The organism is Pseudomonas sp. Tav-5-1A (assembly GCF_055755055.1).
Map to the genome: position 1 here is coordinate 5,285,372 of NZ_CM146901.1, position 14,405 is coordinate 5,299,776.

At 62.9% G+C, this 14,405-nt stretch carries 15 protein-coding genes; 7 read left to right on the forward strand and 8 right to left on the reverse strand.

Annotation, left to right across the window (positions count from 1 at the left end):
- Window positions 1–96: 96 nt before the first annotated feature.
- Entirely contained in the window at window positions 97–276 is a 180-nt protein-coding gene (locus tag AC0J42_RS24250) for a PA3496 family putative envelope integrity protein (RefSeq protein ID WP_416426384.1), read from the forward strand.
- Window positions 277–320: 44 nt separating this feature from the next.
- Here the strand turns inward: AC0J42_RS24250 and AC0J42_RS24255 are convergent, their stop codons facing one another.
- Window positions 321–947: a response regulator gene (locus tag AC0J42_RS24255; protein WP_416426386.1), complete on the reverse strand. Its 627-nt coding sequence runs from the start codon at window positions 945–947 to the stop codon at window positions 321–323.
- Between the two features lie 601 nt (window positions 948–1,548).
- Here AC0J42_RS24255 and AC0J42_RS24260 point away from each other — a divergent pair.
- Complete coding sequence (locus AC0J42_RS24260) at window positions 1,549–2,229, forward strand: hypothetical protein (RefSeq protein ID WP_473004216.1); 681 nt, start codon at window positions 1,549–1,551, stop codon at window positions 2,227–2,229.
- A 67-nt stretch (window positions 2,230–2,296) separates the two neighbouring features.
- On the opposite strand, the gene AC0J42_RS24265 is transcribed toward AC0J42_RS24260, so the two are convergent.
- Together AC0J42_RS24265 and AC0J42_RS24270 are read right to left on the reverse strand one after the other, a co-directional pair.
- Window positions 2,297–3,514 carry an argininosuccinate synthase gene (locus AC0J42_RS24265; RefSeq protein WP_262147423.1) on the reverse strand — a complete coding sequence of 406 codons (1,218 nt, stop codon included), beginning with the start codon at window positions 3,512–3,514 and terminating at the stop codon, window positions 2,297–2,299.
- Window positions 3,515–3,721: 207 nt separating this feature from the next.
- A complete protein-coding gene (locus AC0J42_RS24270) occupies window positions 3,722–4,666 on the reverse strand; it encodes a flagellar protein MotY (RefSeq protein ID WP_416426389.1) in 945 nt (314 codons plus the stop codon).
- Between the two features lie 131 nt (window positions 4,667–4,797).
- Here AC0J42_RS24270 and pyrC point away from each other — a divergent pair, with 131 nt between their 5' ends.
- From pyrC to AC0J42_RS24295, 5 genes are all read left to right on the forward strand, one after another.
- Window positions 4,798–5,844 carry a dihydroorotase gene (gene pyrC / locus AC0J42_RS24275; RefSeq protein WP_416426391.1) on the forward strand — a complete coding sequence of 349 codons (1,047 nt, stop codon included), beginning with the start codon at window positions 4,798–4,800 and terminating at the stop codon, window positions 5,842–5,844.
- A complete protein-coding gene (rnt, locus tag AC0J42_RS24280; RefSeq protein ID WP_416426392.1) occupies window positions 5,841–6,512 on the forward strand; it encodes a ribonuclease T in 672 nt (223 codons plus the stop codon). Before pyrC ends, rnt begins: the two co-directional genes overlap by 4 nt.
- A gap of 230 nt (window positions 6,513–6,742) precedes the next feature.
- Window positions 6,743–6,961: a bacterioferritin-associated ferredoxin gene (locus tag AC0J42_RS24285; RefSeq protein ID WP_473004220.1), complete on the forward strand. Its 219-nt coding sequence runs from the start codon at window positions 6,743–6,745 to the stop codon at window positions 6,959–6,961.
- A gap of 201 nt (window positions 6,962–7,162) precedes the next feature.
- Window positions 7,163–7,639: a bacterioferritin gene (gene bfr, locus AC0J42_RS24290; protein ID WP_416426394.1), complete on the forward strand. Its 477-nt coding sequence runs from the start codon at window positions 7,163–7,165 to the stop codon at window positions 7,637–7,639.
- A 334-nt stretch (window positions 7,640–7,973) separates the two neighbouring features.
- Window positions 7,974–8,156, forward strand: a complete 183-nt coding sequence (locus AC0J42_RS24295; protein WP_416426396.1) for a hypothetical protein — start codon at window positions 7,974–7,976, stop codon at window positions 8,154–8,156.
- Window positions 8,157–8,227: 71 nt separating this feature from the next.
- Here AC0J42_RS24295 and AC0J42_RS24300 read toward each other — a convergent pair whose 3' ends face one another.
- From AC0J42_RS24300 to cysM, 5 genes are all read right to left on the reverse strand, one after another.
- Window positions 8,228–8,767, reverse strand: coding sequence for a DUF2058 domain-containing protein (locus tag AC0J42_RS24300; protein WP_416426398.1), 540 nt, complete (start codon window positions 8,765–8,767; stop codon window positions 8,228–8,230).
- Between the two features lie 25 nt (window positions 8,768–8,792).
- Window positions 8,793–9,626, reverse strand: coding sequence for a nucleoside triphosphate pyrophosphohydrolase (gene mazG / locus AC0J42_RS24305; RefSeq protein ID WP_416426399.1), 834 nt, complete (start codon window positions 9,624–9,626; stop codon window positions 8,793–8,795).
- Between the two features lie 131 nt (window positions 9,627–9,757).
- Window positions 9,758–12,004, reverse strand: coding sequence for a GTP diphosphokinase (gene relA / locus AC0J42_RS24310; RefSeq protein WP_416426401.1), 2,247 nt, complete (start codon window positions 12,002–12,004; stop codon window positions 9,758–9,760).
- Between the two features lie 85 nt (window positions 12,005–12,089).
- On the reverse strand, window positions 12,090–13,472 hold the full coding sequence (gene rlmD, locus AC0J42_RS24315; protein WP_416426403.1) for a 23S rRNA (uracil(1939)-C(5))-methyltransferase RlmD: 1,383 nt from the start codon (window positions 13,470–13,472) through the stop codon (window positions 12,090–12,092).
- On the reverse strand, window positions 13,472–14,374 hold the full coding sequence (gene cysM, locus AC0J42_RS24320) for a cysteine synthase CysM (protein WP_416426405.1): 903 nt from the start codon (window positions 14,372–14,374) through the stop codon (window positions 13,472–13,474). The genes rlmD and cysM overlap by 1 nt, the downstream gene beginning before the upstream one ends.
- Window positions 14,375–14,405 lie beyond the last annotated feature (31 nt).

Genomic DNA, 14,405 nt, shown 5'->3' on the forward strand with positions numbered 1-14,405 from the left:
AAAAGCTGATCAGGCGATTGAAAAAATCTTTTTTACGCGCGAAAGATTTACCGATATAAGGTGCGCCAATGGCACTGCAAGCCTGGAGTTGACTTTATGAGCACCGGTAAAGAAGAACTGGATGTGGAAGACGAGTTTGCCCCTGTCGACAACGATGAAGCCGAAGCCCCTGCGGAAACCGCAAAAACCAACCTGAGCAAGCGCCGCACCATCGACAACCTGCTGGAAGAACGTCGCCTGCAGAAGCAGCTGGCCGACTACGACTTCGATCTATAACCCTTTTTCCACCCTGTCCTTTCGCGCGCCGGCCGCGGGCCGGCTCACGCCAGGCCGTTGCGCTGTGCCAGCTCGATCAGGTCCACCAGCGACCGCGCATTGAGCTTGAGCAGCAGGCGGGTCTTGTAGGTGCTGACGGTCTTGTTGCTGAGGAACATGCCGTCGGCGATTTCCTTGTTGCTCTTGCCCCGCGCCAACTGCTGCAACACCATCATCTCGCGGCCGGAAAGGCGCTCGATCATCTGCGACTCGGAGGCGTTGCCCAGGCTGGAGCGCACCGAATGCAGGGCCTGGTTGGGGAAGTAGCTGTAGCCTGACAGCACCGCCTTGATGGCACTGAGCAGCTCGGTCAGCTCCTGCTGCTTGCACACGTAGCCCGCCGCGCCGGTCTGCATGCAACGCATGGAAAAATGCCCGGGCATCTGCGAGGTCAGCACCAGCACCTTGGTGGCACGGCGCTCGCTGCTCAGGCGCGCCATCACCTCCAGGCCGTCGAGCTTGGGAATGCAGATGTCGAGTATGACGAGGTCCGGTTGGTACTCACGGGCCATTTGCAAGGCATCCACGCCATTGTTGGTTTCGCCGACCACTTCGTAGCAGTGGCGCTCCATCAGCATGCGCAACGCCAGGCGAACCACAGGGTGATCATCCACGATCAGCACTTTATTCATGGGAAAATCCAATTTTCGCTGTTCGAATTTTTAGAGCCCGCACAATAGCCTAGTCGTCCGGCACTTTGCATTGCGTCACTGCCAGCTACCTAACGGCAAAGACAAGACCTACAACCGAGAGAGACTATTCCTACAGAAAACCTCACTCCTTGAAGTTCTCTCCAGATTTTTCCGACAATTGGTAGCCCTACATTGAAAAATATCTGACACCAAGAAGCATTGCACATCGGTTTATGAGCAGCAATTGAGTATTTGCTTACAAGCCATTCATTCTGTGTCGGACAGCCAGACGGGCACATTATCCGACCTGCGGATAACGTCGTGGGGTGGCAGATACTGCTCACTGCCGTTGTCTCTCTTTATATCGAACTGTAAATAACCTTACACCTGTCACTTCCTGCAGATCCTCCTACAGGCCGGGCCCGGCGAGGCATCCAGCGGGAAAGCCGTTCCCGCCCCGACGGAAATGACAACTGAATAAATCGATAAATTCGCAACATGCGCAAATAAAATAACTATACATAGCCGGTCGACCACCGCAGAAACTCTAGAATTCCAACGACAGATACGGCCCGGTAACAGGCCGTGCCAAGGAGTTTCCATGTCCAGCCCGCCGCCCCATACAAAGAACCCGCTGACCATCATTGCCATATTTGCCGCCATAGTCGAAGCGTCAGCCCTGGCCTCGCTGCCCTTTCTAAAGGACGACAGCCAGGACCTGTATACATGGTTCCTTATCGGCTTCCCGCCGTTCCTGACACTGTTGTTCTTTGTAACATTGAATTTCAACTACAAGGTGCTTTATTCCCCCTCCGACTTCAGCAACGAACAGGACTTCCTGGACATTGCCAAAGGCCAGCCGGCACCCGCCCAGGCTGGCAACACCAACACGCCTCCACCGCCGCTCCCGCCACCTTCGGCCGCCCCTGGCCACCCGCTGCCCGTTGCCGATGTGCCGGTGGTCCGCCAAGGCCGCAGCGAGGAGTTCCGGACCCTGTACATCCTCGACTACAGCCATTTCGCCAACGAGCAGGACCTGGACGCCATGATCAAGGAGATCTTGCGCCCGAAAGCGCCTGGGGAACGACATTTGATCATGCTGTATCGCCTGTCGCAGCTGCGCAGCCCGGTGAGCGTGGTGCTGGGGCACCTGCTGGGCAAAGCCTTCGAGCACAACGCCGAATGCACCATCAGCGCCTACGACCTGGATGAAGCCGCGCTCACCACGCTGAGCCGCCGCCAGGGCGGCCTGCCGGCCCGGCAAGCGGCGCCGCCGGCATGAAAACTGGCGCCCGGAAACGCGAAAGCCCCGGCAAGGGCCGGGGCTTTCGGGTGCAACCAGGGGGCAATCAGAACAGCTTGCGGCCCTTGTTGGCAGCGATGCGCATGCGCAGGGCGTTGAGCTTGATGAAGCCCGCCGCGTCGGCCTGGTTGTACGCGCCACCATCTTCCTCGAAGGTAGCGATGTTGGCGTCGAACAGCGAGTCGTCGGACTTGCGGCCGGTGACGATGACGTTGCCCTTGTACAGTTTCAGGCGTACCACGCCGTTCACGTTGACCTGGGAGGCGTCGATCATCTGTTGCAGCATCAGGCGCTCAGGGCTCCACCAGTAGCCGGTGTAGATCAGGCTGGCGTACTTGGCCATCAGCTCGTCTTTCAGGTGAGCGACTTCGCGGTCCAGGGTGATGGACTCGATGGCACGGTGGGCGCGCAGCATGATGGTGCCGCCAGGGGTTTCGTAGCAGCCACGGGACTTCATGCCCACGTAACGGTTCTCGACGATGTCCAGACGACCGATGCCATGGGCGCCGCCGATCTTGTTCAGGGTCGCCAGCACGGTGGCCGGGGTCATCTCGACGCCGTCCAGCGCGACGATGTCACCGTTGCGGTAGGTCAGTTCCAGGTACTGCGCGGTGTCCGGAGCGTTCTCTGGCGAGACGGTCCAGCGCCACATGTCTTCTTCGTGCTCGGTCCAGGTGTCTTCCAGCACGCCGCCTTCATAGGAGATGTGCAGCAGGTTGGCGTCCATCGAGTACGGGGACTTCTTCTTGCCGTGACGCTCGATCGGGATCGCGTGCTTCTCGGCGTAGTCCATCAGCTTCTCGCGCGACAGCAGGTCCCATTCACGCCAAGGGGCGATCACTTTCACGCCTGGCTTGAGGGCGTAGGCGCCCAGCTCGAAACGCACCTGGTCGTTGCCCTTGCCGGTAGCGCCGTGGGAAATGGCGTCGGCGCCAGTTTCGTTGGCGATCTCGATCAGGCGCTTGGCGATCAGCGGACGGGCGATGGAGGTACCCAGCAGGTACTCGCCTTCATAGACGGTGTTGGCGCGGAACATCGGGAACACGAAGTCACGCACGAATTCTTCGCGCAGGTCGTCGATGTAGATCTCTTTCACGCCCATGGCTTGCGCCTTGGCACGTGCAGGCTCTACTTCTTCGCCCTGACCCAGGTCAGCGGTGAAGGTCACCACTTCGCAGTTATAAGTGTCCTGCAGCCACTTGAGGATCACCGAAGTGTCCAGGCCGCCGGAATACGCCAGAACGACCTTGTTTACGTCCGCCATGCCATCACTCCACGGGGTTGTACGGAAAGCCGATTAGTCTACCGTTCAAACCCGCAGAATTACAGAGGCGCGACAGCAAATGACGATGAAGCGACAATAACTTTCACCTCGGCGACCCCGTAGCCGCTGCCGACAGGCTGCGCTGGCCCCTTCATACACTGGAGTTTTCCGGCGAGGCATAGGGCCAGCGCAGCCTGCCGGCAGCGGCTACAGTTGCGCGGGAGGCTTGGGTTGCGCCGGGCCCGGCTGGGCGGGCGCCTGCTGCACCGCTTCAGGCGGCACCGCTGGCTTGTCCGCCGCGGCCACCCGCGACAGCTGGATGTTCACCCGGCGGTTGAGCGCCCGGTTGGCGGCATTGGTGTTCGGCGCTACCGGGAACTGCTCGCCATGGAAGCGCATGACGATGTCGGACTCCGGCACGCCGGCGGCCTTGAGGTAATCCATCACCGCCAGGGCGCGGCGGCGCGACACGTCGCGGTTGGTCAGGCGGTTGCCGCTGTTGTCGGAGTGGCCGTCCAGTTCCACATGGTTCACCGTCGGGTCGGCCTTCATGTAGGCCAGGATGGTGTCCAGGCGCCGCTTGGCGGCCGCGTCCAGGTCATTGCCGCCGCCGGGGAAGCCCACCTGGGTGCGGCTGACCTGGTCGAAGTTCATCGGCAGCAGCTTGGTGGTGCAGGCCTGGAAGTCGCTGTAGCCCTGGCTGAACTTCACTGGCAGCACGCGCACTTCGGTGGGCCGCCCGGTAGTGCCGGAAAAGGTGCGGATGACGGTGCTGCGGCCCTCGATCAAGCCGCCGATCAGGCGGCTGGCCTGGCCCTGGGAGCTGCTGAACAGCGTCGCGCCGTCACCCATGCGCACCGCCCCCAGGTTGATGTCGCCACGCCCTGGCTGCCACGGCGCGGCGGCGGCCAGCAGGGTCGCCGAGCCACGGCCGAGCAGGCGGCTGCTGGACTTGAGGCTGAACACGGCGCCCTCGCCCGCGCGCTGGACGAACTCACCCGAGCCGAAGTCGGTGATCGGCTGGACAAGACGGCATTCGAACTGGTCGCCCTCGACCTTCCACTCGACGTTCTCCAGGCGGGTCTGGAAAGTGATAGCCATGGCGGGCAGGCTGGCGAAGATACTGAACAGGGCTAGATAACGCTGGCGCACGGGAGGCTCCACAGATTTGTACCACATACCCTCGGGCTATCGGACGTCATCGGCAAAACTTGATAGCGAGTGCCTGCCGAGGCCATTTGCGGTAGCATTCCCCCGAGTTCGAACCGCCTGGAACCCCCCCAATGTCCGACCGCCTGACCCTCCTGCGTCCCGATGACTGGCACATCCATCTTCGCGATGGCGCCGTGCTGCCCCACACCGTCGGCGACGTCGCGCGCACCTTTGGCCGCGCGATCATCATGCCCAACCTGGTCCCACCCGTGCGCAACGCCCAGGAAGCCGACGCCTATCGTCAGCGCATCCTGGCCGCACGCCCGGCCGGCAGCCAGTTCCAGCCGTTGATGGTGCTCTACCTCACCGACCTGACCACCCCCGACGAGATCCGCGCCGCCAAGGCCAGCGGCTTCGTGCACGCCGCCAAGCTGTACCCGGCCGGCGCCACCACCAACTCCGACTCGGGCGTGACCAGCGTCGACAAGATCTTCCCGGTGCTCGAAGCCATGGCCGAAGTGGGCATGCTGCTGCTGGTGCACGGTGAAGTGACCCGTGGCGAAGTCGACGTGTTCGACCGCGAGAAGCAATTCATCGACGAGCACATGCGCCGCGTCGTGGAACGCTTCCCGACGCTGAAAGTGGTGTTCGAACACATCACCACCGGCGATGCCGTGCAGTTCGTCAACGAGGCCTCGGCCAACGTGGCGGCCACCATCACCGCGCACCACCTGCTGTACAACCGCAACCACATGCTGGTGGGCGGCATTCGCCCGCACTTCTACTGCCTGCCGATCCTCAAGCGCAACACCCACCAGGTGGCGCTGCTGGACGCGGCCACCAGTGGCAGCCCGAAATTCTTCCTGGGCACCGACTCGGCGCCCCACGCCCAGCACGCCAAGGAATCGGCCTGCGGCTGCGCCGGCTGCTACACCGCCTATGCGGCGATCGAGCTGTACGCCGAGGCCTTCGAGCAGCGCAACGCACTGGACAAGCTGGAAGGCTTCGCCAGCCTGTTCGGCCCGGCCTTCTACGGCCTGCCGGTGAACACCGACACCATCACCCTGGTCCGCGAAGAGTGGACTGCCCCGGCCAGCCTGCCGTTCGGCGAGCTGTCCGTCATCCCGCTGCGCGCCGGTGAAAAACTGCGCTGGCGCCTGCTGGAGCAAAACGCGTGAGTGAAGACCAATTCGACGAAGACCTGGACAGCGGCAGCAGCGCGTCGCGCCACCCCATGGCGGCGCGTTTCCGCGGCTACCTGCCAGTCGTGGTCGATGTCGAGACCGGCGGCTTCAACAGCGCCACTGACGCCCTGCTGGAGATCGCCGCGACCATCATCGGCATGGACGAGATGGGCTTCCTGTACCCCGAGCACACCCTGTTCTTCCGGGTGGAGCCGTTCGAGGGCGCCAACATCGAGGCCGCCGCACTGGAGTTCACCGGCATCAAGCTGGACCACCCGCTGCGCATGGCGGTGAGCGAGGAGTCGGCGCTGACGGAAATCTTCCGCAGCATCCGCAAGTCGCTGAAGTCCAACGGCTGCAAGCGCGCGGTGCTGGTCGGCCACAACGCCAGCTTCGACCTGGGGTTCCTCAACGCCGCCGTGGCGCGCAACGACCTCAAGCGCAACCCGTTCCACCCCTTCTCCAGCTTCGACACCGCCACCCTGGCGGGCCTGGCCTACGGCCAGACCGTGCTGGCCAAGGCGTGCCAGGCCGCCGACATCGACTTCGATGGCCGCGAGGCCCACTCGGCACGCTACGACACCGAGAAGACCGCCGAGCTGTTCTGCGGCATCGTCAACCGCTGGAAGGAAATGGGCGGCTGGGAAGATTTCGATCATTGATTGCGCCTCTCTGATCACTTCGTGATCATTGTGGGAGCTGGCTTGCCAGCGAGTTTTTGCCTCTGCAAAGCTCGCTGGCAAGCCAGCTCCCACATTTTTTTCCCCATCCAGCCTCCCTGAATGACCGCTCATCGACCCTCACGCTTTATAGAGCGAAGTTGTTTTGACAAGCATTCTCATTACGATTAGTCTCACCGCACCAAGACGACACAGCGACGGTGTGTACCCCTATGTATGTTTGCCTCTGCCAAGGTGTGACCGACGGTCAGATCCGTGACGCGATCTATGAAGGATGCTGCAGCTACAAGGACGTCCGCCAGGCCCTGGGCGTGGCCTCGCAATGTGGCAAATGCGCGTGCCTGGCCAAGCAGGTGGTGCGTGAAACCCTCACCGAACTGCAAGCCACCCAGGCCGCCCTGCCCTACCCGGTAGAATTTACCGCCGCCTGATTCACCGAATTCAAAGGAACCGGACCCAGTGTCCGGTTTTTTTATGCCTGCAATTCAAGTAGTTACGCGCTGGATGCAGAACTCAAACATTCTTATTCCGATTAATTTTTATATATTATTCAATAACTTAGGTTTGACAGCCGAAGTTGTCGGGCTCAAACTTCCTGAATTGGCACACTTCAACCAGGACAGGACCCCACCATGAAAGGCGATATCAGCGTCATCCAGCATCTCAACAAGATCCTCGGGAACGAGCTCATCGCCATCAACCAATACTTCCTGCATGCGCGCATGTACGAAGACTGGGGCCTGAACAAGCTGGGCAAGTTCGAGTACAAAGAGTCCATCCAGGCCATGAAGGACGCTGACAAGCTGATCAAGCGCATCCTGTTCCTGGAAGGCATCCCCAACCTGCAGGAACTGGGCAAGATCCTGATCGGCGAGCACACCCGCGAAATGCTGGAATGCGACCTGAAGATCGAGCGCAAGGCCCACGGCGACATCAAGGCCGCCATCGCCCACTGCGAAACTTCTGGCGACTACGGCAGCCGCGAAATGCTGGAAGACATCCTCGAAGACCAGGAAGAGCACATCGACTGGCTGGAGACCCAGCTGGGCCTGATCGACAAGGTCAGCCTGGAGAACTACCTGCAGTCGGGCATGGGCGACGACGAATAAGTAGCCTCGCCATTTGCGATGTGGGAGCGGGCTCTGCCCGCGAACGGGCCACCGCGGTGTTCTTTTCGCGGGCAGAGCCCGCTCCCACGTCGATGAAGAGCCCCGCCTTCGCGGGGCTTTTTTTGTTCCATAAAACAATATGAAGATACTTTCATGAATCCCGAGCAGGGTGCGACAAACCGCCGCAGGCCGCCTGGGCCGGGGCTTTCGGCCATTCGCGCAGTTCCTGCAAAAAACCCTTGCAGAAATCGAGTGTTTACTTAGGAAGCTAACCAATTCTATAAAAGAGTCATGCAGAGCCTTGCTGCATAACTTGAGAAATTGGAGCTTTCAAATGACTGTAAAAGTAACCGAACGCGACGATTCACATATGTCTCACGAAGGCGTGGCCGCTGGCATCCGCATCTGGGACGTATACCAACAAGACCTGCTGGTCGGCATGTTCCACAACGAGAACGACGCCCACAGCTATAAGGCCGAACTGGAAAACCTGGAAGCGCAACGCACCCAGCAGTAAGTCACCTTTCCAACTTTACTGCCTTCAATAAAAAACCCCGCCTCGGCGGGGTTTTGTTTAACGGGCGTGGCTTACCACATCAGGTCATCCGGGATGACGTAGGCGGCATACGGGTCGTCCGCGTCCGGCTCTTCGGTCACCACGTTCAACAGCACGATACGCTCGGGCGCGCGCTCCTGGATCTTCAGGGCCGCCTCGCGCGGGATCACTTCGTAACCGCCGGCGTGGTGCACGATGGCCAGGGAGCCGGAGCTCAGCTTGGCGCGCATCAGGGTGTTGACCGACAGGCGCTTGACCTTCTTGTCGTCGACGAAGTTGTAGTAGTCCTCGGTGTTCAGCTTGGGCAGGCGCGACACCTCGATCAGCTGCTTGACCTGGGCGGCACGGGCCTTCTGCTCGGCCTTTTCCTGCTGCTGGCGGTTCAGCTCCTGGTCACGCTTGACCTTCTCGGCCATGGCTTCCTTGGCCAGGCGCTGCTGGGTGTCGTCGACTTCGACCTGGCCCTTCTGCTCCAGGCGTTTCTGTTTCTGCTGGGTCTTGCTGGCTTGCTTGACCTGTTTCTGGTTGACCAGACCGGCTTTCAGCAATTGGTCACGAAGAGAGATGCTCATGTACGGGCTCACTTATGCAACGGGCTCAGCCACAGCTGGGCAGGTTCTTTTCCTGACGTTTGGCCTCGCCCCACAGGGCGTCCAATTCTTCCAGGGTGCAATCTTCAATGGGACGGTGGGTGTCGCGCAATGCCTGTTCGATAAAACGGAAGCGCCGCTCGAATTTGCCGTTGGCGCCACGCAGGGCGTTTTCCGGGTCGACCTTGAGGTGCCGCGCCAGGTTGACCACGCTGAACAGCAGGTCGCCGACCTCCTCGGCCACCGCGGCCTGGTCGTCGCCGGCCATGGCCTCCAGCACCTCGTCCAGCTCTTCGCGCACCTTATCCAGCACCGGCAACGCTTCAGGCCAGTCGAAGCCAACGCCGGCGGCGCGCTTCTGCAGCTTGGCCGAACGGGCCAGGGCCGGCAAGGCGTGGGGCACGTCGTCGAGCAGGGATAGCTGCTCGGGGGCCGTGGCCTTCTCGGCGCGCTCCTGGGCCTTGATCTCTTCCCAGCGGTGCTTGACCTGCTCCTCGCTCAGGCGCGGGGTGTCCAGGGGCGCATAGAGGTCGCCGGTGGGGAACACGTGAGGGTGGCGACGGATCAGTTTGCGGGTGATGCTGTCGACCACGCCGTCGAACTCGAAGCGCCCTTCCTCGCGGGCCAGCTGGCTGTAGTACACCACCTGGAACAGCAGGTCGCCGAGTTCGCCCTGCAGGTGTTCGAAATCGCTGCGCTCGATGGCGTCGGCGACCTCGTAGGCCTCCTCCAGGGTGTAGGGCACGATGGTGGCGTAGGTCTGCTTGATGTCCCACGGGCAGCCGTGTTGCGGGTCGCGCAGGCGGGCCATGAGGTGTAGCAGGTCTTCAAGTGAGTACATCAATCAGCCTCGGTACATGCCCTGTGGGAGCTGGCTTGCCAGCGAGCTTTTGGGGGCCTCAAAAGCTCGCTGGCAAGCCAGCTCCCACAGGTGTTCTCAAACCCTGACAGGTTCAGTGTCAGGATCGTAACTCATGGGGTACGGTTGCGGCGGGTCTCGATGATGTTCGGCAACTGCGAGATACGCCCCAGCAGGCGCCCCAGGGCGTCCAGGCCGGGGATCTCGATGGTCAGCGACATCAGCGCGGTGTTGTCTTCCTTGTTCGAGCGGGTGTTCACCGCCAGCACGTTGATGCGCTCGTTGAGCAGCACCTGGGAGACGTCACGCAGCAGGCCGGAACGGTCGTACGCACGGATGATGATGTCCACCGGATAGGTGAGCACCGGCACCGGGCCCCAGCTGACCTGGATGATGCGCTCCGGCTCGCGGCCGGCCAGTTGCAGCACCGAGGCGCAGTCCTGGCGGTGAATGCTCACGCCGCGGCCCTGGGTAATGTAGCCAACGATGGCGTCGCCCGGCAGCGGCTGGCAGCAGCCGGCCATCTGCGTCATCAGGTTGCCCACGCCCTGGATCTGGATGTCGCCGCGCTTGCCCGGCTTGTAACCGGTGCTGGACTTGCGCGGTATCAGTTCCAGCTGCTCGTTGCCGCGCTCCGGCTCCACCAGCTGCTGGGCCGAATTGACCAGGTGCGCCAGGCGCAGGTCGCCGGCACCGAGGGCGGCGAACATGTCCTCGGCGGTCTTGTGGTTGGCTTTCTCGGCCAGCTGCTCGAAGTCCACCTGGGGCAGGCCCAGGCGGCTGAGTTCGCGCTCCAGCAGGGTCTTGCCGGCCGCCACGTTCTGGTCGCGGGCCTGCAGCTTGAACCAGTGGACGATCTTCGCCCGGGCGCGCGAGGTGGTTACGTAGCCCAGGTTGGAGTTCAGCCAGTCGCGGCTCGGCGTGCCGTGCTTGCTGGTGATGATCTCCACCTGCTCGCCGGTCTGCAGGCTGTAGTTGAGCGGCACGATGCGCCCGTTGATCTTGGCGCCACGGCAGTTGTGGCCGATCTCGGTGTGCACCCGGTAGGCGAAGTCCAGCGGCGTGGCGCCCTTGGGCAGGTCGATGGCGTGGCCGTCGGGAGTGAAGACGTAGACGCGGTCAGGCTCGATGTCCACGCGCAGCTGTTCGGCCAGGCCGCCGATGTCGCCCAGTTCCTCGTGCCATTCCAGCACCTGGCGCAACCACGAGATCTTCTCTTCGTAGTGGTTGGAGCCCGACTTGACGTCGGTGCCCTTGTAGCGCCAGTGCGCGCACACGCCCAGCTCGGCTTCCTCGTGCATGGCGTGGGTGCGGATCTGCACCTCCAGCACCTTGCCTTCGGGGCCGATCACGGCGGTGTGCAGCGAGCGGTAGCCGTTCTCCTTGGGGTTGGCGATGTAGTCGTCGAACTCCTTGGGAATGTGCCGCCACAGGGTGTGGACGATGCCCAGCGCGGTGTAGCAGTCGCGCATCTCCGGCACCAGCACGCGCACCGCGCGCACGTCGTAGATCTGGCTGAACTCCAGGCCCTTGCGCTGCATTTTGCGCCAGATGGAGTAGATGTGCTTGGCGCGGCCGCTGATGTCGGCCTTGACGCCGGTGGCCAGCAGCTCGTTCTGCAGCTGGGTCATCACGTCGCTGATGAAGCGCTCGCGGTCCAGCCGCCGTTCGTGCAGCAGCTTGGCGATCTGCTTGTACTGGTCGGGCTCCAGGTAGCGGAAGGACAGGTCCTCCAGCTCCCACTTGATGTGGCCGATGCCCAGGCGGTGGGCCAGCGGCGCGTAGATGTCGAACACCTCGCGGGCCACGCGGTTGCGCTTCTCCTCGTCGGCGTTCTTCACCGCGCGGATGGCGCAGGTACGCTCGGCCAGCTTGATCAGCGCCACGCGCACGTCGTCGACCATGGCGACGAGCATCTTGCGCAGGTTTTCCACCTGGCCCTGGCTGCCCAGCACCAGCGACTGGCGCGGGCTGAGGCTGGCGCTGATGGCGGCCATGCGCAGCACGCCGTCGATCAGCTTGGTGACCACGGCGCCGAAGCGCTCGCCGACCTCGGCCAGGGTCACCCGGCCTTCGCGCACGGCGCGGTAGATGACCGCGGCCACCAGGGTGTCCTGGTCCAGCTTGAGGTCGGCGAGAATTTCGGCTATTTCCAGGCCGGCCTGGAAACACGACGTGCCGTCGGCCCAGGAATGCTTGGCCATGTTGCCTTGCTGCTCGGCCTGCAGGGCGAACTCGCACGCCGCCTTCAGGGCCTCACGGTCCAGTGCCAGGTCGACACTGACAATGTGGTCCAGCCATGCATCGAGATTGATACTGCCGTCAGTGTTGATCGGCTGGTGTGCTCTCACCTGTACCATCTTGTTTACCTTCCCTATGACACGTTGCTAACGCATCAACAGATCGCTGGCTTTGACCTTCGCTGGGCCGGCGAAGGACTTGCTTTCAAGCACCAGTCGGATTAGACGGACCGTCCTGGTCCGCTTCAAATAACGCCATCGCCTCGACATGCGCTGTCTGGGGGAACATGTCGAGGATTGCGGCACGTTTTAACCGGTAGCCCTGCTTGATCAATTCGACCGCGTCGCGAGCCAAAGTTGCCGGGTTGCAGGACACATACACCAATCGCTTGGCACCCAATGCCGGCAGGTTCCTGACCACCTCGAACGCACCGTCGCGCGGTGGGTCCAAGAGTACCGCAGAAAAGCCCCCGGCGGCCCAGTCGGCGCCAGCCAGCGGCTGGGACAGATCGGCCTGAAAAACCTTCACGTTATCCAGCTTGTTGCTCTGGGCGTTGGCCTGCGCGCGGTCCACCATGGCCTGCACGCCTTCCACCGCCACCACCTCGGCCACCCGTGTGGCCAGCGGCAAGGCGAAGTTGCCCAAACCACAGAATAGATCCAGCACGCGCTCCTGGGGTTGCGGCTCGAGCCAGGCCAAAGCCTGTTCGATCATCGCGGTATTGACCCCTTCGTTCACCTGCACGAAATCGCCCGGGCGGTATGCCAGGGTCAGGTCCCACGGCGCCAGGGCAAAACCCAGCGTGGCGTTGGTATCCACCGGTTGCGGCGCGCCTTCGCCTTGCAGCCACAGCTGCGCGCCGTGCTGGGCGCAGAACGCCAGCAGGGCTTGCAGGTCGGCGTCGGGCAACGCTGCGGTATGACGCACCAGCACGCACAGCGCGGTGCCGGCGAACAGTTCCACATGGCCGATGGCCTGGGGTTTGTTCAAGCCGGCCAGCGCCGCGGGCAGGCCGCTCATGATCGGTTGCAAGGGCTGTACCAGCACCGGGCACTCATCGATGGCGACGATGTCCTGGCTGGCGGCGGCGCGGAAGCCGACGTCGAGCTTGCGCGCCTTGATGTCCCAGCGCACGGCCACGCGGGCACGGCGGCGGTAGGCGAATTCGGGCCCGGTGAGGGGCGCGTCCCACTGCAGCGGGGCGATATTGCCCGCACGCTGCAGATGCTCGGCGAGCATGCGCTGTTTCAGCGCCAGCTGCTCTTCGCGGGGCACGTGCTGCACACTGCAACCGCCGCAGCGGTCGGCATGCTTGCAGGATGCGGGGCGGCGCATGGCGCTGGCCTTGAGCACCTTTTCGGTGCGTGCCTCCACCACCTTGCCGTGGGCGTTGAGCACCCGGGCTTCCACCTGCTCGCCCGCCAGGGCGCCCAGCACGAACCAGGTGCGGCCTTCGAGGAAGGCGATGCCGCGGCCATCGTTGCTCAGGCGCTCGATGTCCAGGCGCTGTTTCTTGCCGGTAGGGACCTGCACGGCGCGCTGCCCGCCCGTGGGCTGGAAGCGCAGGCCGACGTTCTTCTTAGCCATCAGTTGGTCGCATCGAAAATGCCGCTGGACAGGTAGCGGTCGCCGCGGTCGCAGATGATCGCGACGATGGTGGCGTTTTCCACTTCCCGGGACAGGCGCAGCATGGCCGCCACGGCACCGCCCGAGGACACGCCGCAGAAGATGCCTTCCTCGCGCGCCAGGCGGCGAGTGACGTCCTCGGCTTCGGCCTGGGCCATGTCGACGATACGGTCGACGCGGTCGGCCTGGTAGATTTTCGGCAGGTATTCGGTGGGCCAGCGACGGATGCCAGGGATGGCCGAGCCTTCCATCGGCTGCAGGCCGACGATCTGCACGTTGGGGTTCTGCTCCTTGAGGTAGCGCGAAGTGCCCATGATGGTGCCGGTGGTGCCCATGGAGCTGACGAAATGGGTGATGGTGCCGTTGGTCTGCCGCCAGATCTCCGGGCCGGTGCTCACGTAGTGGGCCTCGGGGTTGTCGCCGTTGGCGAACTGGTCCAGCACCTTGCCGCGGCCTTCGGCCTGCATGCGCTCGGCCAGGTCGCGGGCGCCTTCCATGCCCTGCTCACGGGTCACCAGGATCAACTCGGCGCCGTAGGCGGTCATGGCCGCCTTGCGTTCGGCGGTGGAGTTGTCGGGCATGATCAGGATCATCTTGTAGCCCTTGATCGCTGCCGCCATGGCCAGGGCGATGCCGGTGTTGCCGGAGGTGGCCTCGATCAGGGTGTCACCGGGCTGGATCTGGCCACGCGCTTCGGCACGGCTGATCATCGACAGCGCCGGGCGGTCTTTCACCGAACCTGCCGGGTTGTTGCCTTCGAGCTTGAGCAAGAGAATGTTGCTGGTCTCACCGGCCAGGCGCTGCAAGCGCACCAGCGGCGTGTTGCCGACGCAATCGGCGATGGTTGGGTACTGCAGGGTCATGGCGTCTTCGCAATCCGGACTGCGGGGGCGC

Bases quoted from the DNA above. Each gene is read 5' to 3' on its own strand.
- pyrC (WP_416426391.1), top strand. From the start codon at position 4,798: ATGTCCGACCGCCTGACCCTCCTGCGTCCCGATGACTGGCACATCCAT.
- AC0J42_RS24260 (WP_473004216.1), top strand. From the start codon at position 1,549: ATGTCCAGCCCGCCGCCCCATACAAAGAACCCGCTGACCATCATTGCC.
- AC0J42_RS24255 (WP_416426386.1), bottom strand. From the start codon at position 947: ATGAATAAAGTGCTGATCGTGGATGATCACCCTGTGGTTCGCCTGGCG.
- cysM (WP_416426405.1), bottom strand. From the start codon at position 14,374: ATGACCCTGCAGTACCCAACCATCGCCGATTGCGTCGGCAACACGCCG.
- AC0J42_RS24295 (WP_416426396.1), top strand. From the start codon at position 7,974: ATGACTGTAAAAGTAACCGAACGCGACGATTCACATATGTCTCACGAA.
- AC0J42_RS24300 (WP_416426398.1), bottom strand. From the start codon at position 8,767: ATGAGCATCTCTCTTCGTGACCAATTGCTGAAAGCCGGTCTGGTCAAC.
- mazG (WP_416426399.1), bottom strand. From the start codon at position 9,626: ATGTACTCACTTGAAGACCTGCTACACCTCATGGCCCGCCTGCGCGAC.
- AC0J42_RS24265 (WP_262147423.1), bottom strand. From the start codon at position 3,514: ATGGCGGACGTAAACAAGGTCGTTCTGGCGTATTCCGGCGGCCTGGAC.
- AC0J42_RS24250 (WP_416426384.1), top strand. From the start codon at position 97: ATGAGCACCGGTAAAGAAGAACTGGATGTGGAAGACGAGTTTGCCCCT.
- relA (WP_416426401.1), bottom strand. From the start codon at position 12,004: ATGGTACAGGTGAGAGCACACCAGCCGATCAACACTGACGGCAGTATC.
- bfr (WP_416426394.1), top strand. From the start codon at position 7,163: ATGAAAGGCGATATCAGCGTCATCCAGCATCTCAACAAGATCCTCGGG.
- rlmD (WP_416426403.1), bottom strand. From the start codon at position 13,472: ATGGCTAAGAAGAACGTCGGCCTGCGCTTCCAGCCCACGGGCGGGCAG.
- AC0J42_RS24285 (WP_473004220.1), top strand. From the start codon at position 6,743: ATGTATGTTTGCCTCTGCCAAGGTGTGACCGACGGTCAGATCCGTGAC.